The organism is Nonomuraea turcica, assembly GCF_030718205.1.
Taxonomy (GTDB): domain Bacteria; phylum Actinomycetota; class Actinomycetes; order Streptosporangiales; family Streptosporangiaceae; genus Nonomuraea.
The window spans coordinates 81,459-107,480 of sequence record NZ_JAUZQF010000003.1; the positions used below are offsets into that span (position 1 = coordinate 81,459).

Here is a 26,022-nt window from a genome sequence, read left to right on the forward strand (position 1 = left end):
CGCCGAGAAGCCCTTGGCCGGCACCCAGGCCGAGGGCTCACGGCATCCATTTGCCGCCCGCCACGTCGATCGTAAGCCCCGTGATCCACGAGGAGGCGTCAGAGGCGAGGAAGGCCGCCAGGTTGGCCACGTCGAGCGGCGTGCCGAGCCGTCCCAGCGGATGCTCGGCCAACATGCGCTCCTTGAACTCCGGCGGCATCCGGCCCTCCAACCGCTCCGTCATGATCGCCGAGGGGGAGACGCCGTTGACCCGGATCCCCACGGGCCCCAGCTCGTGCGCCAACTGCCTGGTCAGCGCGACGACACCGGCCTTGGCCACTGTGTAGGCCGCCGAGGCGCCGGTCGGGGTGCGGGCGGCCAGCGACGACATCGTGATGATGGAGCCGCTCGCGCGCTCGCGCATCCCCGGCAGAAAACTCTTCAGCACCAGGAACGTCGAGGTCAGGTTGGCATGCACGGTGGCATGCCAGTCATCCTCGCTGATCTGATCGATCGGTCGCGGTATGCCGGTGCCGCCGCCGGCGAAGATCGCCAGCACGTCGACGCGGCCGAGCCGCCGCTCCACCTCCTCGCGCATCGCTTCCACGGCCGCGAAGTCGGTGCCGTCTGCGGCCACACCGATGGCCGCGTCACCGACGTGTTTGACCGCGGAGTCGATGGCGGCGGGGTCACGCCCGTTGACGGCGACCCGCATGCCCTGCTCGGCAAAGACCTTGGCGGACTCCCGGCCGATGCCGCCTGAACCGCCGGTGACCAGCGCCACCTTGCCCTGAAGATCCGGATACATCATCATCGCACCCCGTTCTGCCTGAGGAGTCCACGCTCTCTCACCCCAAGGCTCGCGGCATCGGGCACAGGGCGCATTCCAGGGTGCGCCTGGAGGAGCGCGAGCACCGCATCCGGCGTACTCCACAGGTTGTAGGCGATTGGCGTGCGCGGGTCGTCGCTCTTGTGCGGTGCCGCGATCAGGCACTCTTCAGATAGTCACGGACTCCATCGCCGCGCGTCGCCGTTCCGGGGCGCCACTCCACCAGGAGCACCGTGGCGTCGTCCTGGAGCCAGCCGTGCTGGTGGTCGAGGATGGTGTTGATCAACCGGCGCAGCGTCTCGGGAGCCGGCACGCCGTCGGCCTCCCGCTTGATGACGAAGTCGATGAAACGTCCCAGCCCGAACAGCTCGCCCTGCGGATCCTGGGCCTCGATCACGCCGTCGGTGTAGAGCAGCAGCCGGTCACCCGGCTCCAGCTGGTAGCGGCCGAGCTCGGTGGGCAGACCGAGGCTGAGCCCCATCGGCGTCCCGAACACACCGTCCAGCGTGGCGACCGGCTGGCCGCGGCGCAGCACCACCGGCGGGGGATGGCCTCGGTTGGCCCAGGTCAACCGCCCGGTACGGGTGTCCAGGTCGGCCAGGATGCCGGTGGCGAACCGGGTGGCGATGAAGTGGTCGGCGATCGCCTCATCGATGGCCTCACCCGCGGCAAGGACATCGGCCCCCTCACGGCGGTGTTTGCGGAAGCAGCCCATGGCGATGGTGGCGGTGAGGCCGGCCGAGGTGTCGTGCCCCATCGCGTCGAAGATCGCCAGCCGTAGCACGTCGCCGTTGAGCGCGAAATCGTAGGCGTCGCCGCCCACCTCGTACGCCGGCTCCAGCGCGGCGCTGACCACGACCCGGTCGTTGGCGAACGTCGCGCCGGGCATCAGGTTCCACAAGACCTCGGCGGACAGGGCCATCGGCCTGGTCCGCACGAGCTGGGCGTACACGTCGCTGAAGGGGCGCTTGCTCTCGATCAGCAGGGCGACGAGGGCGGCCAGCCGGCTCACCCGCGCCAGGACGGCCTCGCCGGCGTGGGGGACGATCACGCCGAGCACGCCGATCCGGTCCGTGCCGTCCAGCAGTGGCATCCACAACCGCCGGGGCCCGTCGTCCAAGGGCTCGCCGGTCTCGGCCGCGGCGGTGGCGGTGCGGGCCTGGACCGGCTCCACGCCGCGGAAGGCCTTGCCGGCGACGGTGGTGTCGATGGGGATGCGCTCCAGCGGGTTGCCGGCCTCGTCGTGCTGGCCCGGCAGCGGCACGAGGAACTGCTGCTGCAAGTCGGCCACGTAGAGCATGGCGTGCGCGAGCCCGGCCCGGCCGGCGAACTCGGCGACCAGGGCGGGCAGGTCCTCCAGCGAGGCCAGGTGGTTGGCACGCAGCAACCCGCCGAGCATCTCCTCGTCCACACCCGGCGTGCCGCACGGCGGCCCTCCGGCACGGTCCTCTGACGGACCGTCCGGCGGTCCCGCGTCCCGGTCTCGTAGCGGGCCGGTCTGCGCCCCCTCCTCGCCCCGCATGACGTCCCACCCCCGATCAAGGACGTCTTACCCGGCCGGAGGCCTCTCAGGCATGCTCTGAGCAGGTCACGTCCGCCGTGGAGCCGCGGACGATCAGTTCGGTGGCCAGCTCGACGTGGTGGGAGTCGACCCGTTCCCCGGCCGCCAGGCGCAGCGCGGTGCGCAGGGCGACGCCGCCCATCTCCCGCAGCGGCTGGCGTACGGTGGTCAGCGGCGGCGAGGCCATCCGGGCGATCTGGGTGTCGTCAAAGCCCACGATGCTGAGGTCCTCAGGGATGCGCAGGCCCCGCGCCCTGGCGGCCTCCATGACACCGAGCGCCATCTCGTCGCAGCCGGCGAAGATCGCCGTCGGCGGCTCAGGCAGGCCGAGCACGGCCGCGCCGTGCTCCAGTCCGACCTGGTAGCGAAACTGCCCGAACCGCGTGTAGCCGGGCAGCACGGGCGCCCCTTCGGCCTCCATGGCGGCCCGGTAGCCGTGCAGCCGCGCCTGGTTGCAGGCCGCGGTGGTGGGGCCGCCGAAGTAGGCGATGCGCCGGTGCCCAAGGGAGAGCAGGTGCTGGGTCGCGGCCACCCCGCCGGCGAAGTTGGTCGAGCCGACGCTGGTCGCGCTGGTATCCGGCAGGTTGAGCGGGTCGATCATGACCAGCGGCAGCTGAACGCGGGACAGAGCGGTCAGCTGCCGCGTGGTCAGCTCGTGGCACGTGACGGAGATCAGCGCCCGGCGCCCGGCGTCGGCCAGGTGGCGGGCCCACGCGGCGGGGTGGTCGATCTTCTTCCTGACGCTGACGACGACCCCGACGCCGAGCTCGGCCCCGGCCGTGACCACGCCCTGGATGATCTCTGTGGAGTAGGCGTTGAAGTCGTCGTCGAACTGCACCTCGACGGTGTCCGTCACGGCGGTCTCGCCCCGGCGCGGCGACAGCGCGACATAGTCGTGCTCCCGCAGCAGCGACTCCACCAGAGTACGGGTCGCCGGCGCCACGTCGCTGCGGCCGTTGAGAACCTTGGACACGGTCGCCACCGACACGCCGGCCGAGGCCGCGACGGTGGCCAGCGTGGCGCGTCTGGGACTGGCCGCCATCAAATCCCTCCTACTCATCGACCGATACGGGGGTGACGAGGCGCCGGTCGTGCCCGACGATCCGCGTCGCACCCGTCAGGCGCACGACGCCCCGGCACGGCAGGTCGGCCGCCGACCTACCGACGAACACCTCGACGTCCCCCGGCTCCACGATGCGCCTCAAGTCGCGTCCGGTGAAGGCCGTCCGGTCGGCGTGCACGCGGAAGCTCACGCGGGTTTCGCCTCCTGGCTCCAGCGGGACCCGCGCGAAACCGGTCAGCTGCCGGACCGGCCGGGTCACCTGGGCGACGACGTCGTGCAGGTAAAGCTGGACGACCTCGTCGCCGGCCCGCCCGCCGGTGTTGCGCACCCGTACGCTCACCGTGAACTCGCCGTCCGTCGGCACCTCGGCGTCGCTGATCCGCAGGTCGTCGACCTCGAACGTGGTGTAGGAGGCCCCGTGGCCGAACGGGAACAGCGGCGTCGGGTCGAGGTTGCTGATGCCCTGGCTGTCGGCGCCCAGCGGCGGCTGCAGGTAGGTGCCCGGCTGGCCGCCGTGCCCGCGCGGGATCTGCACGGGAAGCTTGCCGGAGGGCTGGATCCGGCCGGACAACACGCCGGCGAGGGCGGCGCCGCCCTCTTCGCCCGGCATGAACGCCTGCACCAGCCCGGCGCCGAGCTCGTGCGCCTCGCCCAGCGCGTACGGGCGGCCGGACACGACGACCACGACGACCGGCGTGCCGGTGGCGGCCAGCTCGGTCAGCAGGTCCTCCTGCACCCCGGGCAGCCGCAGGTCGTCGGCGTCGCAGCCCTCCCCGGACGTCCCGTGGCCGAACATCCCGGCGAGGTCGCCCACGGCCACCACGCACAGGTCCGCCCCGCGGACCGCGGCCGCCGCGGCGGCGAACCCTGAGCGGTCCTCGCCCCGCACGTCGCAGCCGCGCTCGTGGACGATCTCCGCGTCCGGCAGCTCGGCGCGCAGCGCGTCGAGGAGGCTGGGCGCCTCGACGCCGAGCCCGAGGCCGGGGTGGCGGGTGAGCACGTGGTTGGGGTAGGAGTAGCAGCCCATGAACGTCCGCGGTTCGTCCGCGCACGGCCCGATGACCGCGACCCGCCGGAGCCCGGGACGGAGCGGCAGCGCGTCACCGGCGTCGAGCAGCACGATCGACCGCTCGGCCAGCTCACGCGCCAGCGCCCGGTTGCCCGGTGAGTCGAGGTCCACGGCGGCGGCCCCGGCGACGGACTTCTCCGGCGTCCAGTCGGGGTCGAGCAGGCCGAGCTGGACCTTCTGGGTGAGCAGGCGGCGTGCCGCCCGGTCGATCAGCGACTCGGGGATCTCCCCGCTGCGCACCCGGTCAGCCAGGTGCTGCCCGAAGCCGAGCGTGTCGGGCAGCTCGACGTCGATGCCGGCGCTCAGCGCCCGCACGCCGGCTTCTTCGGTGTCGGCGGCGATCTTGTGCATGGTCGCCAGGAACGGGACCGCCCAGTAGTCCGACACGACGGTCCCGGTGAAGCCCCACTCCTCGCGCAACACCTCGGTCAGCAGCCAGGGGTCCGCCCCGGCCGGCACGCCGTCCACGTCGGAGTAGGAGTTCATCACCGACCGCGCGCCGCCGAGCGCGATGGCCGTCTCAAACGGCGGCAGGATCATGTCCATCAGCTCGCGCCGTCCCATGGGGACGGGGCCGTGGTTGCGGGCCGCCCGCGAGGCCGAGTATCCGGCGAAGTGCTTCAGCGTGGCGATGACCCCGGCGTTCTCCAGCCCGCGCACGTAGGCGGCGGCGAGCATCGAGACGAGGTACGGGTCCTCGCCCATCGTCTCCTCGACCCGCCCCCACCGGTAGTCGCGCACCACGTCCAGGACCGGCGACAGGCCCTGGTGCACGCCCACGGCCGCCATGTCCCGCCCGATCGCGGTGGCCATCCGCTCCACCAGGCCGGGGTCGAACGTCGCCGCCCACGCGATGGCCGCGGGATAGACGGTCGCCCCGTACGTCGTGAACCCGGTCAGGCACTCCTCGTGCACGATGGCCGGGATGCCGAGCCTGGACCGCTCGACGACGGCGTGCTGCAGCCGGACCACCTCGGCCGCGCCCTCCTGCGCCGTCACCGGGGCACTGCCGTGCACCCGGGTGATGTGACCAAGCCCGTGGCGGATCGCCTCGTCGAAGGGAACCGTCCCCGAGGCCGCGAACACGTCCTGCATCGGCGCGACGTTCAACGTCTCGGCGTCGTCATCCACCGGCTCATGCCGCATGTCGTTGCCGATCCACCGGCTGCCGAGCTGGCCGACCTTCTCCTCCAGGGTCATCTCCTGAAGGAGGGCATCGACCCGGTCGGCCACGGAAATGGTCGGGTCCTGCCACGGACGCAGCACACCGTCCACCGCGGGCGTCCGATCTACAGCCGTCATCTGCTGCTCCTTCAAGGCGATGTCCACCGTGATGTTTTCGAAATGTTTCGGCGTTGTGAGTGACCTGTGAGCGAGACCTCCTCGGCACCAGATGACCAGTTGAACGCCGCGCCAGAGTACTTTACACAGGCCCTTTGTGAATAGGGAGAGCGCCAGCTCCGGCGGGTCTTGACAGGCACAGACCCGAAACTTAGATTGGCGGACCACGCGGCATGTCGCAAATGTTTCGACAAGCTAACTCTGAAGGAGAAGCGCAGGCGACGGCTCCCCCGGCCGGCCGCCCACCCCATCCGACGATTCAGGAGCCGCGCGGCCAACCCCCCCGGCGTTCAGTTACGGAGATCAGCGTGGAGCCCAGGACAACCTCTCGCCGTACCTTCCTTAGCCTCTCCATGGGCCTTCCCTTGGGGGCCGCTCTGGCGGCCTGTGGCAGCTCCGGACCCACCCAAACGGGCGCCGGTGGGGGCACCGGCTCGACCGGCGGAACGGGTGGCGGCGCTGGCAAGGCCACTTACTGGTACCTCAGCGTTGAGCCGAACGAGGGCGTGCGCCGACGCGCGGTCGAGCGCTTCAACAAGGCCAACCCCAGCAGCACGATCGCGACGACCACCCTCCAGAACGACGCCTTCAAGACGAAGATCAAGACCGCGATCGGCGCGGGCGAGGCCCCCACCATCATCTGGGGCTGGGGCGGCGGTGGCCTGCGCAGCTACGTGCAGGCGGGCCAGGTCGACGACCTCACCTCGTGGTTCGACCAGAACCAGGCCTACAAGGACCGGCTGTTCCCGTCCTCCTTCGGCGCGGCCACGGTCGACGGCAAGATCTACGCGGTGCCGGTCGAGGCCGTGACACCGATCGTCTTCTTCTACAACAAGAAGCTCTTCGACAAGATCGGCGCGCAGCCCCCGCAGGAGTGGGGCGACATGATGGACCTGGTCAAGAAGTTCAACGCCGCGGGCATCGCGCCGTTCTCCCTCGGCGGGCAGTCGCGCTGGACGAACATGATGTGGCTGGAGTTCCTCTTCGACCGCATCGGCGGCCCCGAGGTCTTCCAGGCCATCTACGACGGCGAGAAGGACGCGTGGAACAACCCGGCCGCCATTGATGGCCTGACCAAGATTCAGGAGCTGATCAAGGCGAACGGCTTCGTCAAGGGCTTCTCGTCGATCACCGCCGACTCCAACGCCGACCAGGCGCTGCTCTACACCGGCAAGGCCGCGATGATGGTGCACGGCGGCTGGACGTACGGCTCGATGAACACCGACGGCGGCGACTTCGTCTCCGGCGGCAGCCTCGGCTACATGAACTTCCCGCCGGTGCAGGGCGGCAAGGGCGACCCCGGCAACACCGTGGGCAACCCGGCCCAGTACGTGTCGATCTCCTCCAAGGCGACGCCGGAGGCGAAGGAGATCGCCAAGAAGTTCTTCCTCGAAGAGATGAACTCCGATGCGCAGTCCAAGGACTGGGTCAGCATCACCCAGGTGCCGATCGTCAAGGGCATCGACGCGCAGTTCGGCTCCTCCAAGGAGGGGCCGTGGCAGAAGTTCGTCTACGACACCGCCAGCAACGCCAAGTCCTTCCAGCAGTCCTGGGACCAGGCGCTCAGCCCGACCGCGGCCGAGGTCCTCCTGGACAACATCGCCAAACTCTTCCAGCTGTCGATCTCGCCCCAGCAGTTCGCCACGAACCTCAACGAGGTCATCGGCAAGTGACTGTTCCCCCGATCCCCGCCAGGGGGAGCGCGTCCCTGACCGCCGTGCCGGGCGGTCAGGGACGCGGCCTGGCCTGGCTGGCCCTGCCGGCGCTGCTGTTCTTCATCGCCTTCGGCGTCATCCCGCTCATCGGGGTCTTCGCGCTCAGCTTCACCACCTGGGACGGGCTCGGCGAGATCCGGCTGTCCGGGTTCGACAGCTGGCGGGCCGTGCTCACCGATCCTGGACTGCCGCACGCGTTGTGGGTGACGTTCCTGGTCACCGCCCTGTCGTGGGCGGTGCAGACGCCGGCGAGCATCCTGCTCGGCACGTTCCTGGCCGGCTTCCAGCGCTATCGCGCGGTGCTCGCGGTGCTGTACTTCATCCCGCTGCTACTCAGCTCGGCGGCCATCGCGATCACCTACAAGGCGCTGCTGGACCCGAACTTCGGGCTCGGCGCCGGGCTGGGGATCCCGATCCTCGTGCAGGACTGGCTCGGTGAGCCCGTCCTCGCCTTCAGCGTCGTGATCTTCGTGGTGTCGTGGCAGTTCATCCCGTTCCATTCGCTGATCTACCAAGGCGGCGTACGCCAGATCCCGCGCTCGATGTACGAGGCCGCCGAGATCGACGGCGCCGGCCGGGTCCGCATGTTCTTCAGCATCACCCTGCCCCAGCTCAAGTACACGATCATCACGTCCTCGACTCTGATGGTCGTGGGCTCGCTGGTCTTCTTCGACCTGATCTTCGTGCTCACCGTGGGTGGGCCCGGGGACGCCACCCGAGTGCTGGCGCTGGAGATGTACAAGAAGGGATTCCAGGCCAACCTGATGGGCCCCGCGAGCGCGATCGCCGTGATCCTCGTCCTGGTGGGCCTGGCGCTGGCGCTGCTGCTGCGCCGGCTCGGCGGCCGCGATGCGAGCCACAGCCAGCTGGAAGGGGCCTAACATGGCGACGACCCTCACCAATGACCCCTCGCGGGTGGCGGTGGAGCACTCCGGTCCCGGCCCCAAGGGAGTGACCCGCCGCCCCAACTGGCTGGCCGGCGCGGTGTCCTTGTTCTGGCTGGCGATCGTGATCGTGCCGATCTACTGGATCGTCATCACCAGCTTCAAGTTGCAGACCAACTACTACTCCGAGAACCCTCTCGTGCCGCCGTCCGAGCCCACACTCGCCAACTACCAGATGGTCATCGAGGCGGGCTTCATCCGGTACTTCATTAACAGCGTCGTCGTCACGGTCGGCGCGGTGGTACCGACCGTCGCGGTGTCGTTCATGGCGGCGTACGCGATCGTCCGCAGCGGCAGGGGGCGGTTCCTGCGCTACACGAACTCGCTGCTCCTCATGGGCCTGGCCATCCCGCATCAGGCCACGATCATCCCGATCTACCTGATCATCATCAAGCTCGGCCTCTACGACACACCCATGGCGATGATCCTGCCGTCGATCGCGTTCTCGATCCCGCTGTCGGTGCTGGTGTTGTCGAACTTCATCAGGGACGTGCCCAAGGAGCTGTTCGAGTCGATGCGGCTGGACGGCGCCAGCGAGCTCGGCACGCTCTGGAACCTGGCGCTCCCCCTGACCAGGCCGGCCGTGGTGACGGTGGTCGTCTACAACGCGCTGGCGATCTGGAACGGATTCCTGCTGCCACTGATCCTCACGCAGAGCCCCGAGCAGCGCACGCTGCCGCTGGCGTTGTGGAGCTTCCAGGGTCAGTACGGCATCAACGTGCCCGCGGTGCTCGCCTCCGTCGTCCTCACCACGCTGCCCATCCTGGTCCTGTACGTGGTGGGCCGCCGCCAGCTGCTGGCCGGCCTGACCGCCGGGTTCGGGAAGTGACCGCCGGTCAGGCAGACAGCTGACCAGGCCCGCCGGCCGGCCCCGCGACATAGCGGGGCGGCCGGTGCGCCACGGCGCCGGTCAGCGGCGGCAGCAGCGGTGCCCGTCGTCCCGGGCAACGGCCAGGCGCCCGGGAGAGACGTCATCGATACGCGCTGGCTTGGAGGGTGTAGAGGTCGGCGTAGAGCCCGTCGACCGACATCAGCGTCGCGTGGTCGCCCTGCTCCACCACCTTTCCGTGATCGAGGACGTAGATGCGGTCGGCGTAGCGGACGCTGGCCAGGCGGTGGGTGATGAGCAGGACGGTGCGGCCGTCGGCATGGCTTCGGATGCGCTCGAAGAGGGCGTGTTCGGCGCGGGCGTCGAGTGCGGCGGTGGGCTCGTCGCAGATGAGCAGGTCGGCGTCGCGGTGGAAGCCGCGGGCGACGGCGATGCGCTGCCATTGGCCGCCGGACAGCTCGTGGCCGTCCTTGAAGCGGCGGTCGAGCAGGGTGCGGTAGCCGTGCGGCAGTCCGGCGACGACCTCGTCCGCACCCGCGACCGCGGCGGCCGCGTGCAGGGCGGGCTCACCCATGTCGGTGCCCATCGTGATGTTGTAGCGGGCGGTCAGGGGCCAGCGGGTGTGGTCCTGGGCGATCACGGCCGTGCGCCGGCGCAACTGCTCCGGGTCGACCTGTCTGAGGTCGGTGTCGTCCCAGAAGACCGTGCCGGAGTCCGGCTCGTAGAGGCCTGAGAGGATCTTGGCGAGGGTGGTCTTGCCTGAGCCGTTCTCGCCGACGAAGGCGATCACCTCGCCCTGCTTGATCTCGACGCTCACCTCCCGCAGGGCCGGCTCTTCCGCGCCGGGGTAGGTGAACGTCACATCTCTGGCGGTGATGCGCTCGAAGCCGTCCGGGGTCGCGGCCGGGCGCGGGGCGCTCAGGCGGCGCTCCGCCTCGGCGCAGAACTCCAGGAAGTCGGTGAAGTAGAGCCCCTGCTCGTAGAGGCGGTTGGTGGCGAACATCAGGCTGGCGAGCGAGGTCTGCCCCGACCTGATGGCCAGGACCGCCGTGCCGGCCACGGCCAGCGGGATCGCGGCGATCGCCAGGAGCACACCGAGCGCGACGTAGACCAGGGCGGTGCCGAGGCCGCCGAACGCCTCGCCGGCGAGCCTGGTGATCGTCTGCCGCTTGACCAGCTTGAGCATCACATCCTGCTCGGCCGTGGCCACAGCGTCGTACATGCGCAGCAGGAAACGGCGCATGGTGAACGAGCGCACCTCGGCGGCGGGCTCGCGGTCGGCCAGGAGCTCGGCGATGATCCACTTGCGGCGGCGGGCCGGGATGAGGCCGTACATCGTGGAGTAGCGCATGCGTGCGCTGCGGACCGCGGCCCACGCGTCCGGCAGCACCGCCAGCAGGAGCAGCGGGAGCAGCACCGGGTGGAGGATGCCCAGCACGCCGGCCGCCGCGGCGATGCCGACCGCGGCCGTGACCACGTCCACCGCCGCGGACACCACCCAGTCGGCCGTGGCCAGGCCCCGGCCTCTGGCGCGTTCCAGGGCGTCGTGGAACTCCGGGTCGTCGAAGGACACGAGCTCCACCCGGCTGGTCAGGCCGTAGAGCCGCTCTTCGGAGGCCCGTTGGATCTGGGGCGTGAGGCGCGCCTCGGCCCAGCCGGCGCCTGCCTGCGTCACCGTGCGCACGACCGCTGCCGCGCCCACCAGCAGCAGGCTGGGCAGCGCAGCCATCACGCGGTCGGGCGTCGGGCCCTCATTGAAGAGCGCGGTGAGCACGCCGGTCGTGGCCAGCAGGCCGAACGCCGTGAACACCCCGCCGAGGAGGTTGAGCGAGATCGTTGCCACGGTGTCGCGCGGGCTGGCTTGCCAGGCCATGCGCATTGCCTGGGCGATGAGCGAGGGCAACCGCCTGGCGATGGCCAGGAAGCCGACCTCCGCCATCTTGTCGCTGTGGGCGTGCCAGTCGGGGAGAGAGATTTCGCCGAGTTCCAGGGGCTCGTCGGGCATACCGTGAGTGTGCCCGCGAGCACTGACAGTTTCGCTCCGTAACCGAGTCAGCTCACCGCGGGAAGGCTCTCGATCGTGTCACGGAACTCGCCGAGCGCCCGGACGTACTGTGCGGGTTTGAAGAAGTGGATCACGTGGTTGGCGTGGACGCGTAGGTAGCGGGCGTGCGGGACCAGCTCCATGATTCGGGCGGCGTCCTGGTCGTCCATGGCGCCCACCAGGCCGCGGCGGGGATCGCGGAACCAGTCGGCGTGCATGACCAGCAGGGGGCAGCGGACGCGGGCCAGCGCCTCGGCGTGATCCAGGCCCTCGTACATGCGGCCGTCGAGGAAGGCGCGCGCGAAGTCCGGGTCGAACATCGACAGCGACATGAACATGACCCGCGCGACCAGCGGCATGAAGCGGAGATCGACCGGCTCCCCGGGGTGTTTGTGCTGAAATTTCGTGATCCGCCGGGAGAGGTAGTTGAGGAACCATTCGGGCATCTTGCGCTCGGACCCGTCGGGCTCCGGCTTCGTCACACCTCTGAGGTAATCGGCGAGGTCGCGCCCGCCGAGGTCCCCCAGCACCGCCGCGGCGTGCACCAAACCCTCGTAGACGTAACGGTCGTGCTCCTTGAACCGGGGCATCTCCGCCGAGAACACGGGAGCGTCCTCCAGCACCACCGCGGAGACGAGCTCGGGGGCGTTGGCCGCGCACCACAACGCGATGATCCCGCCCGAGGAGTTGCCCGCCACGATCGCCGGCCGCCCGACCACGCCCCGCAGGAACGCGCGCATGTCCTCGCCGAGGCTCCGCCAGCAGTAGTCGCCCGGCGTCCAGGTGGACCTGCCATGTCCGCGCACGTCCACCGCGTACACCCGGAACCGGGTCGACAGCGCGGGCATGACCCGCTGATAGCTCTGCCAGACGCCGGTCTGCGCGGGGACGAGCACCAGCGGCGGCCCGTTGTCCGGGCCCACGGCATAGTTGATCCGCACCGTGCCGGTGTCGAACTCCCGCTCCGTGAAACCCGCCCGCCGCACCTTCCTGATCTTGATGGGCGCCTGCCCGCCCTCGTACGGATTCCGTTCCCCGGTCACGACGAATCCTCCTCCTCCCAGCGCTGGAACAGCGGCGGGATCTCGCGCTCCAGCCAGGCGAACAGCCGGTGGGCGTCGCGCACCCGGCCGGCCCGCTCGGGGTCGTCCCGCAGGAGCTCCAGCCCCTCCGCGGTGATCTCGCTGAACTGGCCCAGCGCCTCCAGCTTGCGCCGCGCGACCCGCTCCCACACGTCGTCCACGACGCGCAGGCGCACCCCGCGCTCGGCGGGCCGGGTCACCGCACGTACGAACCCGCCGGCCTCCAGCACCCGCACCGCCGTGCTCAGCGAGCCCTTGCTGGCACCGATCGCCGCCGCGATCTCGGCGGCGGTCTGCTCGGGCGGGTCGCAGACCATCAACCACCCCAGCACCCGCCCCGTGATCAGCGGCAGCCCGTTGTTCCTGGCGAAGAACGCCGCGACCTGCTCCACCCAGGCCAGCAGCTCCTTGTCCCCAAGTTGTTCATCCATTGCCAATCAGTTTAGTCATCACTGAACTCCAGCGGAACGGCCTTCCCCGGCAAGCCGGATGTAAGTTTCACCGATGGTTGACTAGCTGATTTGAACGTTGCAATACTCCCAGTCGAATCGGCCCAGCTCGCCCGCATCTGAACCCCTAGATACCGATATTTCCGCACGTCAGCGGCTTGTCCATGCATGAATCGATTCATCAGCATGGCCAGCCGGATGCGGGCCTATCACAGGAGCGATGTATGGGAACCAGACAGGTCAGGCCCATCACCAGGCTCGGCACCGGCCTCGCGACGCTAGCCCTCACGGCCACCGCGCTGTCCGCCCCGGCCGAGGCGCAGTCCGCCACCGCCGGCGTGGCCGCGCGACACTCCGCGCTGGCCTGCGGCGACGGCACGGCGAACGCGGAGGCCGTGCTGAGCGGCAGCACGTGGACCGCCCGCAACGGCAGCAGGACCGTCTACACCGGCACCAGCATGTTGTCGGCCATGCAGGCCGCGGTGAACAGCCTCACCGCGGGACGCACCTCGAAGCAGCGCGTCGTCGTCCGGGGCTCGGGCACGATGAGCGCCGGCTCGCGGCTGTCCCTGCCGAGCTACACGGTGCTCGACGTCTGCGGCACCGTCAACGTGACCGGCTCCGGCTCGGGTGACCAGGCGGTCGTGTACGCGCGCGGCGTCCGGGACGTCGAGGTCCAGCATCTGACCGTCACCGGTGCCCCGCTGTACGGCATCTTCGTGCGCAACGGCACCAACATCACGCTCGGCCAGATCGACATGCGCCTGTCCGGCGGCCTCGGCATCCGCATCGACAACCACGGCGACCGCACCGTACGAACCAGGAATGTCAGGATCGACAACGTCTACGTCTCCGGCGCCAGCACCCACGGCGTGGAGACGTACGGCCTGGACGGCCTCACCGTGGGCACCGTCGTGGCCCGCAATACCGGCCACTCCGGGCTGCTGCTGAACGACACCATCAACGCGACCGTGACCACGGTGGACGCGCAGGGCGCCGGCACCGGCACCGGCTACGCGGCCTTCCGCATGGCGAACAGGAACGGCCGGATCGGCAGCTCCTACCCCACCAACATCCGGGTCGGCCAGGTGATCGCACGGGGCGGCGGGCGCGGCGTCTTCTGCGTGTCGGAGAGCGGCGGCGCCGTCATCGACCGGGTGGACATCGCGCAGACCGGCAACAACGCCATCCTGATCGAAAACTGCTACAACGTGACCATCGCCGCGCAGAGCGGCAGCGTCACCGGACCCGGCGACATCCGGCTCGCAGCCCGCTCGGAGTTCCCCAACACCTCCGACATCATCATCCAGAACCTGCGCGTGACCAACTCCGCCATCCGGGAGAGCCCGTGCGGGGTCAACACCACGTTCAGGAACAACACTCTGGTCAACAGCACCCAGAGCATCTGCTGAGCCGGTGCCGGGGGCGGCGGCGCGCCCATCCGCGTCCCACCGACTTTCGGCGCCCCGCCACCGGGCACGGACGCCCAACCGGACAACAGCGGCCAAGCCGACCGACTCGAGAGTCAGGTGCACGTGTAGCCGGATGGAAGGCGGACGGTCACGTTCACGGTGCCGTCCGGCCACCAGATCATCGGTGGGTGCCTTCGGCTTCCAGGGCACCGTTCCTAGGCGAGTTGGCCGACGTGGGCCGCATCGCCGTGAACCGGGCCCGGGCTGGGTCCGGGTGCACCCCGAACGGTCTTGGGTGCGGGGAACACCGTGAGCTGGTCGCTTGGGCTCCGGCAGGTCTTGCCGCCCCCGGTGGGCGTGCCTGCGGTCCTGGGCGGGCTCGTGGCCCCGTGCGCCGGCGGGCGGGATGCGGTCTGGCCGGTAGCTCTCCGCGCCGCCATCCTCTGGTGGCGGGCGGTCACACCTGGCCGACGCCGGATCCCGTGTCCGAAAGCGCGTCGTCCGATCGCCACCGCAGCGCCATGATGCCGGGTGGCCGTGTTCTGCTTAGCGTTCTGTTTGGTTTGCTGCTGAAGCGGGCGTTGCCAGTGCTGGGCGCCCCATCGGGAGGTGTAGGCCGGATCGACGGCGACCACGACCAGCCCGCGGTGGTAGGCCATGCCGCGCAGCCGTTCCCGGAAGCGTGCGGTGGGGATGCCGGCGACGGTGCGGCGGAAACTCTTGCCCCGCTTGCCGCGTCCCATGGTTTCCCGGCCGGTGGCGCGGGCGTCGTCGAAGCCCAGGTTCTCGATCGCGATCCCCGTGCAGCCATGCTGGTGGGCGAGGTCGATCAGCTCGCTGATCGCCTGCCGCAGCCGACCGTCGCGCTGGGCGGCAGGGCCGCTCAGCGCGGTCGGGATGGTGATGGGCTCGCCGATCGGATTGCCGCAGCCGTCGACGACGCAGGCGGCCAAGTGGTCGCCGTTGAGGTCCACGCTCAGCAGCCGCGCCCCGGAGGCGGCCAGCTGGTCCGGGGACGGCACGGCCGGGGCGTCGGTCGACCAGGAGGCGTCCAGATACCACCGATCCCGCTCCGGGTGGTAGGCGATGTCGTAGCGCACCGCCCGATTGGCCTGCACACGGTCCAGCCACTCATCGCGCCGGTGGTGAAAACGCACCGTGCCGGCCAGCCGGTAGCGGCCCCGCGGGGCGTTGGCCAGGTGCCGTAGCGGCTCCGGCAGCACGATCGTCACCGTGCTGTCGCCGGGATCGACGGTGATGGTGTAGTTCCCGAACGGCGCTCCCGTCTCCCCGTCGGCGGTCAGGAACATCCGCCGCGCATCCCACCGCTGGCGCCACTGCTGCTCGGTGAGCTCGGCGTCGGTGAGGTTGTGCCGGAGTTTGGCCAGCTGGCGCCCGCCGGCCACGATCGCCGGCCGGCCTCGTGCGATGCGGTCCTCCACGCGGGCCAGCCGGGCGGTGAGCACCTGCAGTCGGCGCTGCTTTTGCCACCGCTCTTCCTGATCGGCGTAGCCGCGTACCCGGCCTTCGCGCTTGCCGCACGGCACCGCCAACCGTTTGCTGATCGTGGCGATGGCGCGGCGCAGGCCGGCGCGTTGGTCGTGCAGGGATCGCAGGGACAGCTGGTATTGATCCTCCGACGTGCGGGTCATCGCCCCGGCCCACCGCGACGAGGACACCGCGGTGAGCCCCTTCTTCCGCTCGGCCCGGTTTTGCACGATCGCGACGTCCCCGATACGGATGCGCTCGGCCAGATCAGCACGAGCATGGCGGCCCAGATGACGGCCGACGGCGGTCAGGACCTCGACGTCACGCTCGGACAGCCGCAGACGATCCCGGATCCGCGCCCCCGCGGGCGCCGCGACGGTGAACGACGTCGCGATCGCCCGCAGCCTCTTCCCAGTCCTCTGACGCCGACCCATCCGTTACACCTTCGCCAGGCTGCGCGCCGACCGAGCACGGGACGGGAGCAGCCCGTCCGGGTCAGCAGCGAGCCAGTACACCTGCATGGCTTTCCCATCCCTTCTCAAGCCGTCACATTGAGTGATCGGCAGATTACCATATCTGACCATGCCGGATAGAACATATGAGCGAAACCTGGAGTTCCAGCCATTCACGCCCGCGGCCTCAGTGAGGCCGACCCAGTGGCCGGGGAGACGTGGCCATCGAGCAGGATTGATCAGCAGCCGAGAGGAAAGAACGCGAGCGCGGCCCATCCATCGCGGCAACCTATCCCGAATCGGTCAACAATGACCGACCGGCGCCCGCGGCGTCCTCGGCCTAGACGGCGAACGTATAGGACGTGCTTGGGGCGAGGCCTGTGACGGCGGCCGAGGTGGTCGTGGAGGCGGCGACCGCGCTCTCCCCCGACGGGGACACGCACCCACGTCATAGCCGGAGCTGAAATCCGGTGAAAATTCACTGGAAGCGCTCCGCCGGATGAAACTTTCAGCGCCGCTTTACCGCTGGTGAGGCAGCGCCCATAATTCAGCGAGGAAAGCGCTTTCCGGCCATCTTTCTGGAGGCCACCTGCCAAGCGGAGAGCAAACCATGCCCTTTACGTCACAACGGCTCGCGCGGTGGACGGCCGTCCTCGTCGCCGCACTCGTCATCCCCTCGAACGCCGCCGTGGCCGCGGACGGACCCACCGGCTTCGCGGCCGTCAACGCGCTCGGCCAGAACGGCACCACCGGCGGAGCAGGAGGCCGCACGGTGACCGCCACCAACGCCGAGCAGTTCCTGGAGTACATCGACAGCATTGAACCCCTGATCATCCGGGTGTCCGGGACGATCTCGATCACCAGCAAGCAAGGGGTGCGACCCAACAAGACCATCGTCGGCGTCGGCACATCGGGGCACATCACAGGTGGCGGCCTGGACTTCTACCGGTCGTACAACGTGATCGTGCGCAACCTCCGATTCACCAACGCCGAGGACGACGCCGTCAACGTCGGCCAGAACTCCCACCACATCTGGATCGACCACAACACGTTCTCGGGCGCGGTGGACGGCTCGGTGGACATCGTGCGGGGCGCGGACTACGTCACCGTCTCGTGGAACCACTTCGACCACTCCGACAAGTCCATGCTGATCGGCCACTCCGACGGCGCCGCCGGCACGGACGTCGGCCACCTCAAGGTGACCATCCACCACAACTTCTTCGACCACAGCCGCCAGCGTCACCCGCGCATCAGGTTCGGCGAGCCGGTCCACATCTACAACAACCACTACCTGGGCAACGAGCTCTACGGCGTGGCCTCCACGATGAACGCCGGCGCGGTGGTCGAGGGCAACTACTTCGAGAATGTGCCGCACCCGCTCTACTCCCGCAGCGGTTACGCCGACAGCGACCCCGGCCGGGCCGTGCAGCGCAACAACATCTTCGTGAACTCCGGCGCCCCCGAGACCAACGGGACCGTCGTCGAGCCCGGCACCTACTACGGCTACACGGTCGATCCACCGCAGAACGTCCCGTCGGCGGTGCGCGCGGGTGCGGGCGTCGGCAAGATCAGCGTCGCCTAGCCCCCGGCGGGCGGGCGCCTGAGGCGAGTTGGCGCTTGGCCGGGCGGGCCGGCCGGTGTGGGATGTGGGGCCGGCCGGTGGTCAGGAGCGGAGGGCGTCGAGGAGGCGGTCGGCCTCGGCGGCCAGGCGCGGCAGGTCGGCGGCCGGGTCCGGGGAGCGGGCCAGCAGCATCCCGCCCTCGCACAACGCGCCGAACACCAACTGCGCGCGGGCGGGCACGGCCGCGGCGTCCTCCCCTTCGGCCGCCAGCGTGAATCCGGCGAGCAGGATGCGCAGCAGGCACCGGTGCTCGATCGCGCGCGCCGTCTCCCAGCCCAGCACCGACGGCGCGTCCAGCAGCACAATCTGCCGGAATCTCGGATAGAGGCAGTGCTCCAGGAACGTGCGGGCGCCCCGGTGCAAGGCCGCCCACACGTCGCTCTCCTCGGCGGCCACGCGCTCCAGCTTGGCGGAGGCCTCCGCCAGCTCACTCTCGAACGCCGCCCGGAACAACAGCGCCTTCCCCCTGAAGTGGTGATACGCGGCCCCCTTGGTCACCCCCGCCGCCGCGGCCACCGCGTCGATCGAGATCCCCGCATAACCCTTGTCACCGAACAACTCCCGTGCGGCCAGGACCAACGCCGCCGTGGTCTCGTCCGAACGCTCTGCCTGGGTACGGCGGATCATCGTGCTCCCTATTGACTTACATACTCGCGGTACGTAACTTCGAAGAACAGTTACATACCCACAGTATGAATCATGGAGGTGAGTCGTGTCCTCACCGCACATCGCCGTCTACGGCGCCACCGGCCACACCGGACGCCTGGTGTCGGCCGAGCTCCGCGCCCGCGGGCGGGAGATCATCCTGTCCGGCAGAGACGCCGGCGCGCTCAAGGCCCTGTCCGACGAGCTCGGCGGGGCCCGCGTACACCAGGCCACGCTCGACGACCCGGCCGCGTTACGGGAGCTGGCCGGGCAGGCGGGCGTGCTGATCCACTGCGCGGGACCGTTCACGCACACCGGCAGGCCCGTCGCCACGGCCGCAGCCGAGGCCGGCTGCCACTACGTCGATCACGCGCTCGAGCAGCACCACACCAAGTGGATGTTCGACACCCTGCAGGAGCCCGCCAGGCAGGCCGGCATCACCATGGTCACCGCGATGAGCTTCTACGGCGGGATGGGGGACCTGCTCGCCGGCGCCGTGGCCGAGGGCCTGACCGGGATCGACCGGGTGATCACCGCCTACGCGGTGTCGGACTGGCGGCTGACGACGGGGGCCAAGCAGACCGCCGAGCTGCTGTTCGCCGACACCCGGCGGATCACGTACGAGGACGGCAAGCAGCACGTCGGCTACGTCGAGCCGCGTAACGCCGTCTTCCCGTTCCCGCCGCCGCTCGGGCCGCGCACGATGATCGCCCCCGTCCCGTTCTCCGAGGTCGTCACCGTGCCCAGGCACGTGCGGACGCCTCGCGTCGAGGCGCAGCTGACGGCGCAGACGTTCGAGGAGGAGCAGGCGTTCACCAGCGAGCACGTGGACGCCGCCACCAGGGCGGGCTCCCGCTTCACCGTCGCCGCCCAGGTGATCACCGCGGACGGCGGCAGCGCGGGACAGGTCAGCGGGCACGACCTGTGGCGCCTGAGCGCCCTGGCATCGGTGGAAGCCGCGGTACGACTGGCCGACGGCCACGGCCGCCCGGGCGTCTACGGCCCAGCCGAGGCCTTCACGCCGGGCCCGTTCCTGCGCGACCTGGAACGGCTCGGCCTGTTCACCCTGACTCTCCCAGGAAAGGCGGAAGCATGATCCTCGTGACCGGCGCGGCCGGCGGGCAGCAGGGAGCGACGGGGCGGCAGGTCGTGGACTTGCTGCTGGAGCGCGGCGAGCAGGTCAGGGCCTTTGTGCGCGCCGACGACCACCGGGCCGAGGAGCTCCGCAAGATCGGCGCGGAGGTGGTCGTCGGCGACCTGCGCGAGATCACCACGGTGCGCCCCGCCATGCGCGGAGTCAGGCGGGCGTACTTCACCTATCCGGTGACGGCCGGGCTGCTCGACGCCACCGCGGCGTTCGCGGCGGCGGCCAAGGAGGAGGGGGTGGATCGGGTCGTCGAGGTGTCCCAGCTGGACGCCTCCCCCGAGGCGGGCACCCCGCGCATGCGCCGCCACTGGCTGTCGGAGCAGGTCTTCGACTGGGCCGGGGTGGGCGCGGTTCATCTGCGTGCGGGGGTGTTCTTCGAGAACCTGGCCGTGGTGGCGGCCGCGTCCGGCAACCGCGAGCTGGCGCTGCCGCTCGGCGGCAGGGACACGCTCATCCCGCTCGTCGCCGCCGCCGACGTGGCGAGGGTCGGGGCCGGGCTCCTGCTCGACCCCGGCCCTGCGGACCCGGTGTGCCTGGTGAACGGGCAGATGGCGACCATCGGCGAGGTCGCCGACGCGTTCGGCATCCCGTACGTGGACGTGCCTCCCGAGGCATGGGAAGCACGCGCCATCGACATCTACCAGGACCCGTACGCAGTCGAGCACCTCACCCACCTGTGGGCGATCTTCCGCTTCATCGGGTCGGAGCACCACCCCCTCTACCAGGTCACCGAGGCCATCGAACGCATCGGAGGCCGCCCACCGACGACGCTAGGCGAGTTCGCTCAGGGAGCCCGATAGCACGCAGCCGGACGAAGCCGGCGACCGAACCGATAAGGATCATCGCCGGTCAGCGCTCGCGATCACATCACGGATGAACGAACCCACCAGGCGAGGCAGCCCACGCGGATCGGCCACCAAATCCTCGACAGCATCGAATCTGTCACCGTTCGATGGCACACTGTAACGGTGACCAAGGCCAGGTACTTCAACACCACCGGACCGTGCCACCCCCGGGTCCACTACGTGTTGCCGTCGCAGCCCCGGCTGCCGGAGGCGCGCCAGTTGATCGACCTGGATCGCTTCTTCGTGATCCACGCGCCACGTCAGTCGGGCAAGACGACCTTGCTCCATTCCCTTGAGTATGAGCTCACCCAAGAAGGCGCCGCCGTGGCGGTGACGATCTCCTGCGAGGCGGCCTCCGTGGCGGGCGACGACTACGAGGCCGCGGAGTTGATCCTGCTGAACGAGCTCCGGTGGTCCACCGTCTCGGTGCCCGACCCCTGGCCTGAGGCCCCACCGGGTGGACGGCTGGGCGCCGCTCTCCAGGCGTGGGCAGCTCAGTGCGAGCTCCCGCTCGTGTTGCTCATCGACGAGATCGACGCGCTGAGCGGGGAGAGCCTGAAAGCGGTCCTGCGGCAACTACGCACCGGCCACAACAATCGATCCAGAGGCGTTCCGTTCGCCAACTCCGTGGTGTTGTGCGGGCTGCGGGACGTGCGCGAATACAAGATCGCCTCAGGTGGCGACCCCGCCCGGCTCGGCGCGATCAGTCCCTTCAACATCTCGGTCAAGTCGCTTCGCCTGGGCGACTTCACTCGGGAGGACATGGAGGAGCTGTACGGCCAGCACACCGCCGAGACGGGGCAGGAGTTCACCAAGGAAGCCCTTGCCGCGGCCTGGGATTTCACCCGCGGACAACCCTGGCTGGTCAACGCCCTGGGTTGGGAGATCACCTTTGAGATGCGGGTCCCTCCAGAGGAATCGATCACCGTCGAGCACATGGAGCAGGCCAAGGAACGACTCATTCGCGCCCGCGCCACCCACCTGGATTCGCTCGTCGCCAAGCTGTACGAACCGCGGGTCAAGCGCGTGATCGAACCGGTGCTCGCAGGCACGTCGGTCGACTTCGACGCAATCTTCACGGACGACTTCTCCTACGTGCGTGATCTCGGCCTGGTGGCCATGGGATCCTCCGTCGAAATCGCCAACCCCATCTACCGCGAGGTCATCCTCCGCGTGCTGGGCTTCGGTGTGGAAGCCAATGTTGTCCTAGAAGATTCGCGGTCTTTCGTCCTCCCTGACGGCCGTCTGGACGTGCTCAAGCTGTTGCGTGAGTTCACCGCCTTCTGGAAGCAGCACGGCGAGATGATGGTCCGTGGCACCACCTATCACGAGGCCGCCTGCCAGATCGTCCTCATGGCTTACCTGCACCGGATCGTCAACGGCGGCGGCTTCCTCGACAGGGAATACGCGGCGGGCACCGGGCGGCTGGACGTCTATCTGCGCTGGCCGTACGGCGAGCGGCAGGTGCAGCGGGAGGCCATGGAGCTCAAGGTGTGGCGGCCTGGCCAACGGGATCCGCTGGACGAGGGGCTCGCGCAGCTCGACCGCTATCTGGACCGGCTGGATCTCGAGACCGGCTACCTGGTGATCTTCGATCGCCGTCCTGAAGCGTTGCCGATGGAGGAGCGCGTGCGGTTCGATCAGGACCACACCGCGGCGGGGCGGCAGGTCACCGTTCTGCGAGCGTGAGGGTGTCAGTCCCGGTTTGTCTGGAGCTACGGGTGCGCCGAGCAGATCAACGCGGTCGGCGGTGTCCGGGAGGACTGATCAACGCGCCGCCGATGGTAGCCGGGAGCCGAGCCTCTCGCATTGCTAGTTGGGCCCATTGCTGTAGGCGGCCGCCTGAATGCTGAAGAGCTGGGCGTACGGGCCGTTCGCCGCCATGAGCTCCTCGTGGGAGCCCTGTTCGGCGATGGTGCCGTCGGCGACCACGATGATGTGGTCGGCCATGCGCACGGTGGAGAAGCGGTGGGAGACCAGGACAGTGATCCCGTCGCCGGCGGTCCGGGTCGTCGCGGTGAAGCGCTCGTAGAGGTCGTGCTCGCTGGCCGGGTCGAGGGCGGCGGTGGGCTCGTCGAGGATCAGCACCTCGGGCTTGTCCCGCATGAGCGCGCGGGCCAGGGCCAGGCGCTGCCACTGCCCCTGCGACAGCTCCACACCGTCGAAGAGGGGCCCCAGCTGGGTGTCCACGCCGTTCGGGAGCCGCTCCACGAAGTCGGCTCCCGCCGCGTGCAGCGCCTCCCCGACCTCGTCCATCCGGGACAGGTGGCCGATGCCGACCCGCGTGCCGGACCGGGAGCTGGAACTTGACGAAGTCCTGGAACGCGGCGGAGGTCCGCTGCCGCCAGGCGGCCAGATCGGTCGCGGCGAGGTCCTGGCCGTCCACCCTGACCGTGCCGGACACCGGCTGGTACATGCCGGTGAGGAGCTTGACCAGGGTCGTCTTGCCCGCGCCGTTCACGCCGACCAGGGCGACGACGCTGCCCCGGCGCAGGTGGAAGCTGACGTCACGGAGAACCGGGTCTTTGGAGCCGGGATAGGCGAAGCTCACGTGGTCGAAGGTGATGCCGCCGCTCGTGGGTTCCCTGTCGCCTGTCGGGCCGTGCGCGGCGGCGTAGTCGTGGAGCCACGCGTAGTGCTCGGTGACCTGCCCGGTCTGGATGATGCGGCCGATCTGCTCGACCGCCTCCTGGATCTGCCCGCGCAGCCGGGCACCCAGGACCAGGACCAGGACCGCGTCACCGAGCGTGGCCAGACCGCGGGCGGCGAGATCCGCGGTGATGGCCAGGACGAGGAGATATCCGGCGCTGAAAATAAGCCAGCCCAGGGCGTTCCAGCCGCTCGCGCCTAGCCGCGCCCGGGAGATCAGGGTGGCGTGCCGGTCCCAGGCACGGGCGGCCTCCTCGTCGATCGCCGCCGCCGCGCCGCTGACTCGCAGCTCCTTCGCCGTGCTCGCCTCGGTGCACATGCGGTGCAACATCTCCTCCAGGCGGCTGTGCCTGGCGGCCTCCTTCTCCGCCTCCCGCAAACGGCGCAGCGTCCGGGAGTTGATCCACAGCGGCACCAGGGCCAGCGGGGCGAGCAGCGCCAGCCAGGGATCGACCGCGACGAGCAGCCACACCGACAGGGCGATGCTGAGCACCCCGGCCACCGCCGCCGACAGGCCCAGTGCCAGCTGCGCCAGGGAGCGGGAGCCGCGGCGGAGCAGGAAGATGCGGTCCAGGTGCTCGGGATGCTCCAGGTGCGCCACGCCGGGCAGGCCCGCGACCAGGCCGAGGATCTCGTCGTTGACCAGGATGTCGACGCGGAGGACCAGCTCGAGCATGAGACTGTGCAGGATCGTACGGCCCGCGGTGGACGCGGTGTAGGCCGCCGCACCCAGAACGCCCGCCGCCAGCAGGCCGCCGACGGTGCCCAGACCCGCCGCGTCGACCAGCCAGCGCTGACTCAGCGCGAGAAGGGCGACGGCCGCCGACTGGGCTGCCACGAGCACGGCGACCAGCAAGGTGATCCGCGGACTTGCCTGCCAGGTGAGCCGGAGGGTACGCCGGAGGACCTTCATCCACTCTCCACGAATCGGGCGGCCTGGAGCTCGAACATGCGGGCGTAGTGACCGCCCGCCGCCATCAGGGAGTCGTGGTCGCCCTCCTCGAGAATCGTGCCGCCACGCATGACGACGATCCGGCTCGCGTGCCGTACCGTCGACAGCCGGTGCGAGATCAGCACGATGGTGGCGCCCTCCACCCCGGAGACGACGTCGCGGTTGAAGTCGGCCTCCGCGCGGACGTCCAGGTGCGCGGTGGGCTCGTCCAGGACGATCAGGTCGCGGCCGTGGCTCGCGGCGAAGAAGATGCGGGCCAGCGCCAGGCGCTGCCACTGGCCCCCGGACAGATCCACGCCGTCGTGCACCTCGCGGCTGACCACGGTCTCGATCCCGTGCGGCAGGCGGCCGCCGTCCCGCCCCGCTCTGCGCAGAGCCCGCTCGATGCCCGCACGGTCGTCGCGATGCTCGGGGGCGCCCATGGCGACGTTGTCGGCCACGGACAGCGGATAGCGGTTGAAGTCCTGGAACATCACGGCCATCCGGCTCGGGTCGGAGACGACCTGGCCCGCGCCAGGCTCGTACAGCCCGGCCATCAGTTTGATCATCGTGGTCTTGCCGGCGCCGTTGTCGCCGACGATGGCCAGGACCTCACCGGGCTCGATCCGCAGGTTCAGGCCGTCGAGGACGGTGCCGGAGTCCGGATAGCCGAAGGACACGTTCTCGAACCGGACTCCCGCCCCGGGTTTCGGCCTGACGAGCTGCGCGGGTGCGCGGGCGGCGAGGGAGTCCATCGCCCGTACGGCGCCGAGACCCGTCTCGATCTCGTACTCCTCCATCCCCATCGCCGTCATGCCGAGCACCACGAAAGAGGCCACCAGACAGGTGACCAGCTCGCCCCGGGTCAGGGCGCCCTGCTGGACGGCGAGGCCGAGCAGGAGGAAGGCCAGCAGGACCGCGCTGAACGACAATAGGAACGCCAGCCGCTGATGCAGGAGGATCTCCCGGCGGGTCTGCCAGATCACCGACGCCAGGTGCCGGGCCTGGGCGGTACGCTGGCGCACCGCCCAGCCCGCCAAGCCGAAGACGCGGATCTCCTTGCCCGCCGCCCCGCCCGCACTCACCTCCGACCAGTAGTCGGTCTGCCTCCAGGGCCGCGCCTGGATGTACACCAGCTTGTGGAGGCGGAGCTGCTGGCGCCGGACGATGGATCGGACGGTCAGCGCCGCGGCCAGCAACGCGAACGCCGTGACGGGCGAATGGACGGCCACCACTCCGGCCGCGAGGAACGCCCCGGTCATCCTGGACATGAGCACGACCTGCGCCACCGCGGCGGAACCTGCTGAGAGGTGCTGCCACCCGCCCAGGTTCGACGCGCGGGACAGATCGTCGGCGTAGGCGGGGTCTTCGAGATGGGCGATCCCGTGGGGAGCGCTCGCCATGCCGCGTAGCCTGCGGCGTATCTCGCCGTCCACCCGCGTGGCCGCCACTTGCCGGAACGCCTCCTGGGCCGCGACTGCGAGCCCTTCCGCGATGAGGAGGGCGGCCAACGCCGCCAGGGCCGCTTTCGCCTCGCCCTCGGCCATCCGCGTGATCAGCCGGCCGCTGGCCAGCGCGAGAAGGGTCGGCAGCGCGGCGAGGCACACGCTGATCGCGCCGAGGACGACGGCATGTGACGCGGTCAGCAGCCGGAGCAGCCGTAATCGCTCCCGAACGAATTGGGCCAATGCCCCCACCCCGCGCTCCTTCCGACCGCGTGCAAGGTAAGGGCTTTCCCGCCGCTGTGGCAAGTGGATTTCGAGCGTCGTTCACCCCGCTGGAGGGCTCGGCCCGGGTGGCATTCCCGAACTCCCGCGTCTCGGCGCGACGGCGGGCGGGGACCGGGCCCGAAGCCTCCAGAGGGCTCCTCAGGTTCCACCTGCGGGACGGGCATCACCTCCGGTTTCGCGCTCTGCGGCACATGCAG

Annotated in this window: 20 protein-coding genes and 1 pseudogene; 9 read left to right on the forward strand and 12 right to left on the reverse strand. The window is 69.9% G+C overall.

Features of this window, described 5'->3' with window-relative positions:
- Positions 1–37 precede the first annotated feature (37 nt).
- The 4 genes from Q9G87_RS09210 to Q9G87_RS09225 form a co-directional block, all read right to left on the reverse strand.
- Entirely contained in the window at positions 38–793 is a 756-nt protein-coding gene (locus tag Q9G87_RS09210) for an SDR family NAD(P)-dependent oxidoreductase (protein WP_305915814.1), read from the reverse strand.
- Between the two features lie 172 nt (positions 794–965).
- Positions 966–2,330: a PP2C family protein-serine/threonine phosphatase gene (locus Q9G87_RS09215; protein ID WP_305915815.1), complete on the reverse strand. Its 1,365-nt coding sequence runs from the start codon at positions 2,328–2,330 to the stop codon at positions 966–968.
- 46 nt (positions 2,331–2,376) lie between these two features.
- Positions 2,377–3,411, reverse strand: coding sequence for a LacI family DNA-binding transcriptional regulator (locus Q9G87_RS09220; protein ID WP_305915816.1), 1,035 nt, complete (start codon positions 3,409–3,411; stop codon positions 2,377–2,379).
- 10 nt (positions 3,412–3,421) lie between these two features.
- Positions 3,422–5,803 carry a glycoside hydrolase family 3 N-terminal domain-containing protein gene (locus Q9G87_RS09225; RefSeq protein WP_305915817.1) on the reverse strand — a complete coding sequence of 794 codons (2,382 nt, stop codon included), beginning with the start codon at positions 5,801–5,803 and terminating at the stop codon, positions 3,422–3,424.
- 545 nt (positions 5,804–6,348) lie between these two features.
- Here Q9G87_RS09225 and Q9G87_RS09230 point away from each other — a divergent pair.
- From Q9G87_RS09230 to Q9G87_RS09240, 3 genes are read left to right on the forward strand one after another with little or no spacing between them, the layout of a single operon-like run.
- Positions 6,349–7,515, forward strand: a complete 1,167-nt coding sequence (locus Q9G87_RS09230; RefSeq protein WP_305915818.1) for an extracellular solute-binding protein — start codon at positions 6,349–6,351, stop codon at positions 7,513–7,515.
- The gene (locus Q9G87_RS09235) at positions 7,512–8,438 is read left to right on the forward strand and encodes a carbohydrate ABC transporter permease (protein WP_305915819.1); all 927 of its coding nucleotides are present in this window, start codon (positions 7,512–7,514) and stop codon (positions 8,436–8,438) included. Before Q9G87_RS09230 ends, Q9G87_RS09235 begins: the two co-directional genes overlap by 4 nt.
- Position 8,439: 1 nt before the next feature.
- Positions 8,440–9,330, forward strand: coding sequence for a carbohydrate ABC transporter permease (locus Q9G87_RS09240; RefSeq protein WP_305915820.1), 891 nt, complete (start codon positions 8,440–8,442; stop codon positions 9,328–9,330).
- A gap of 142 nt (positions 9,331–9,472) precedes the next feature.
- Here Q9G87_RS09240 and Q9G87_RS09245 read toward each other — a convergent pair whose 3' ends face one another.
- The 3 genes from Q9G87_RS09245 to Q9G87_RS09255 are packed head-to-tail and all read right to left on the reverse strand — an operon-like array spanning position 9,473 to position 12,887.
- Positions 9,473–11,335 carry an ABC transporter ATP-binding protein gene (locus tag Q9G87_RS09245; protein WP_305915821.1) on the reverse strand — a complete coding sequence of 621 codons (1,863 nt, stop codon included), beginning with the start codon at positions 11,333–11,335 and terminating at the stop codon, positions 9,473–9,475.
- Between the two features lie 47 nt (positions 11,336–11,382).
- Entirely contained in the window at positions 11,383–12,417 is a 1,035-nt protein-coding gene (locus Q9G87_RS09250; RefSeq protein WP_305915822.1) for an alpha/beta fold hydrolase, read from the reverse strand.
- The gene (locus Q9G87_RS09255; protein WP_305915823.1) at positions 12,414–12,887 is read right to left on the reverse strand and encodes a GbsR/MarR family transcriptional regulator; all 474 of its coding nucleotides are present in this window, start codon (positions 12,885–12,887) and stop codon (positions 12,414–12,416) included. The genes Q9G87_RS09250 and Q9G87_RS09255 overlap by 4 nt, the downstream gene beginning before the upstream one ends.
- A gap of 242 nt (positions 12,888–13,129) precedes the next feature.
- Between Q9G87_RS09255 and Q9G87_RS09260 the strand changes: the two genes are divergently transcribed.
- Complete coding sequence (locus Q9G87_RS09260; protein ID WP_305915824.1) at positions 13,130–14,317, forward strand: right-handed parallel beta-helix repeat-containing protein; 1,188 nt, start codon at positions 13,130–13,132, stop codon at positions 14,315–14,317.
- Between the two features lie 215 nt (positions 14,318–14,532).
- Here Q9G87_RS09260 and Q9G87_RS09265 read toward each other — a convergent pair whose 3' ends face one another.
- Entirely contained in the window at positions 14,533–16,239 is a 1,707-nt protein-coding gene (locus tag Q9G87_RS09265; RefSeq protein WP_305915825.1) for a transposase, read from the reverse strand.
- 628 nt (positions 16,240–16,867) lie between these two features.
- On the opposite strand from Q9G87_RS09265, the gene Q9G87_RS09270 reads away from it, so the two are divergent.
- Complete coding sequence (locus tag Q9G87_RS09270) at positions 16,868–17,839, forward strand: pectate lyase family protein (RefSeq protein ID WP_305915826.1); 972 nt, start codon at positions 16,868–16,870, stop codon at positions 17,837–17,839.
- 81 nt (positions 17,840–17,920) lie between these two features.
- Here Q9G87_RS09270 and Q9G87_RS09275 read toward each other — a convergent pair whose 3' ends face one another.
- On the reverse strand, positions 17,921–18,505 hold the full coding sequence (locus Q9G87_RS09275) for a TetR/AcrR family transcriptional regulator (protein WP_305915827.1): 585 nt from the start codon (positions 18,503–18,505) through the stop codon (positions 17,921–17,923).
- 85 nt (positions 18,506–18,590) lie between these two features.
- On the opposite strand from Q9G87_RS09275, the gene Q9G87_RS09280 reads away from it, so the two are divergent.
- From Q9G87_RS09280 to Q9G87_RS09290, 3 genes are all read left to right on the forward strand, one after another.
- Positions 18,591–19,619, forward strand: coding sequence for a saccharopine dehydrogenase NADP-binding domain-containing protein (locus Q9G87_RS09280; protein WP_305915828.1), 1,029 nt, complete (start codon positions 18,591–18,593; stop codon positions 19,617–19,619).
- On the forward strand, positions 19,616–20,470 hold the full coding sequence (locus tag Q9G87_RS09285; RefSeq protein ID WP_305915829.1) for an NAD(P)H-binding protein: 855 nt from the start codon (positions 19,616–19,618) through the stop codon (positions 20,468–20,470). The genes Q9G87_RS09280 and Q9G87_RS09285 overlap by 4 nt, the downstream gene beginning before the upstream one ends.
- A gap of 168 nt (positions 20,471–20,638) precedes the next feature.
- The gene (locus Q9G87_RS09290) at positions 20,639–22,204 is read left to right on the forward strand and encodes an ATP-binding protein (RefSeq protein WP_305915830.1); all 1,566 of its coding nucleotides are present in this window, start codon (positions 20,639–20,641) and stop codon (positions 22,202–22,204) included.
- Positions 22,205–22,327: 123 nt separating this feature from the next.
- Here Q9G87_RS09290 and Q9G87_RS09295 read toward each other — a convergent pair whose 3' ends face one another.
- Entirely contained in the window at positions 22,328–22,771 is a 444-nt protein-coding gene (locus Q9G87_RS09295) for an ATP-binding cassette domain-containing protein (RefSeq protein ID WP_305915831.1), read from the reverse strand.
- Positions 22,772–22,883: 112 nt separating this feature from the next.
- Positions 22,884–23,495, reverse strand: a pseudogene (locus Q9G87_RS60620) (ATP-binding cassette domain-containing protein); the annotation flags it as partial.
- On the opposite strand from Q9G87_RS60620, the gene Q9G87_RS09305 reads away from it, so the two are divergent.
- A complete protein-coding gene (locus Q9G87_RS09305; RefSeq protein WP_305915833.1) occupies positions 23,386–23,883 on the forward strand; it encodes a hypothetical protein in 498 nt (165 codons plus the stop codon). The pseudogene Q9G87_RS60620 and the gene Q9G87_RS09305 overlap by 110 nt on opposite strands.
- 190 nt (positions 23,884–24,073) lie before the next feature.
- Here Q9G87_RS09305 and Q9G87_RS09310 read toward each other — a convergent pair whose 3' ends face one another.
- On the reverse strand, positions 24,074–25,792 hold the full coding sequence (locus Q9G87_RS09310; protein ID WP_305915834.1) for an ATP-binding cassette domain-containing protein: 1,719 nt from the start codon (positions 25,790–25,792) through the stop codon (positions 24,074–24,076).
- Positions 25,793–26,022 lie beyond the last annotated feature (230 nt).

What these genes read in the sequence shown, in the direction of transcription:
- Q9G87_RS09215 (WP_305915815.1), bottom strand. Translation starts at nt 2,330, where the DNA reads ATGCGGGGCGAGGAGGGGGCGCAGACCGGCCCGCTACGAGACCGGGAC.
- Q9G87_RS09260 (WP_305915824.1), top strand. Translation starts at nt 13,130, where the DNA reads ATGGGAACCAGACAGGTCAGGCCCATCACCAGGCTCGGCACCGGCCTC.
- Q9G87_RS09285 (WP_305915829.1), top strand. Translation starts at nt 19,616, where the DNA reads ATGATCCTCGTGACCGGCGCGGCCGGCGGGCAGCAGGGAGCGACGGGG.
- Q9G87_RS09265 (WP_305915825.1), bottom strand. Translation starts at nt 16,239, where the DNA reads ATGGGTCGGCGTCAGAGGACTGGGAAGAGGCTGCGGGCGATCGCGACG.
- Q9G87_RS09245 (WP_305915821.1), bottom strand. Translation starts at nt 11,335, where the DNA reads ATGCCCGACGAGCCCCTGGAACTCGGCGAAATCTCTCTCCCCGACTGG.
- Q9G87_RS09210 (WP_305915814.1), bottom strand. Translation starts at nt 793, where the DNA reads ATGATGATGTATCCGGATCTTCAGGGCAAGGTGGCGCTGGTCACCGGC.
- Q9G87_RS09295 (WP_305915831.1), bottom strand. Translation starts at nt 22,771, where the DNA reads ATGGACGAGGTCGGGGAGGCGCTGCACGCGGCGGGAGCCGACTTCGTG.
- Q9G87_RS09255 (WP_305915823.1), bottom strand. Translation starts at nt 12,887, where the DNA reads ATGGATGAACAACTTGGGGACAAGGAGCTGCTGGCCTGGGTGGAGCAG.
- Q9G87_RS09270 (WP_305915826.1), top strand. Translation starts at nt 16,868, where the DNA reads ATGCCCTTTACGTCACAACGGCTCGCGCGGTGGACGGCCGTCCTCGTC.
- Q9G87_RS09220 (WP_305915816.1), bottom strand. Translation starts at nt 3,411, where the DNA reads ATGGCGGCCAGTCCCAGACGCGCCACGCTGGCCACCGTCGCGGCCTCG.
- Q9G87_RS09275 (WP_305915827.1), bottom strand. Translation starts at nt 18,505, where the DNA reads ATGATCCGCCGTACCCAGGCAGAGCGTTCGGACGAGACCACGGCGGCG.
- Q9G87_RS09225 (WP_305915817.1), bottom strand. Translation starts at nt 5,803, where the DNA reads ATGACGGCTGTAGATCGGACGCCCGCGGTGGACGGTGTGCTGCGTCCG.
- Q9G87_RS09240 (WP_305915820.1), top strand. Translation starts at nt 8,440, where the DNA reads ATGGCGACGACCCTCACCAATGACCCCTCGCGGGTGGCGGTGGAGCAC.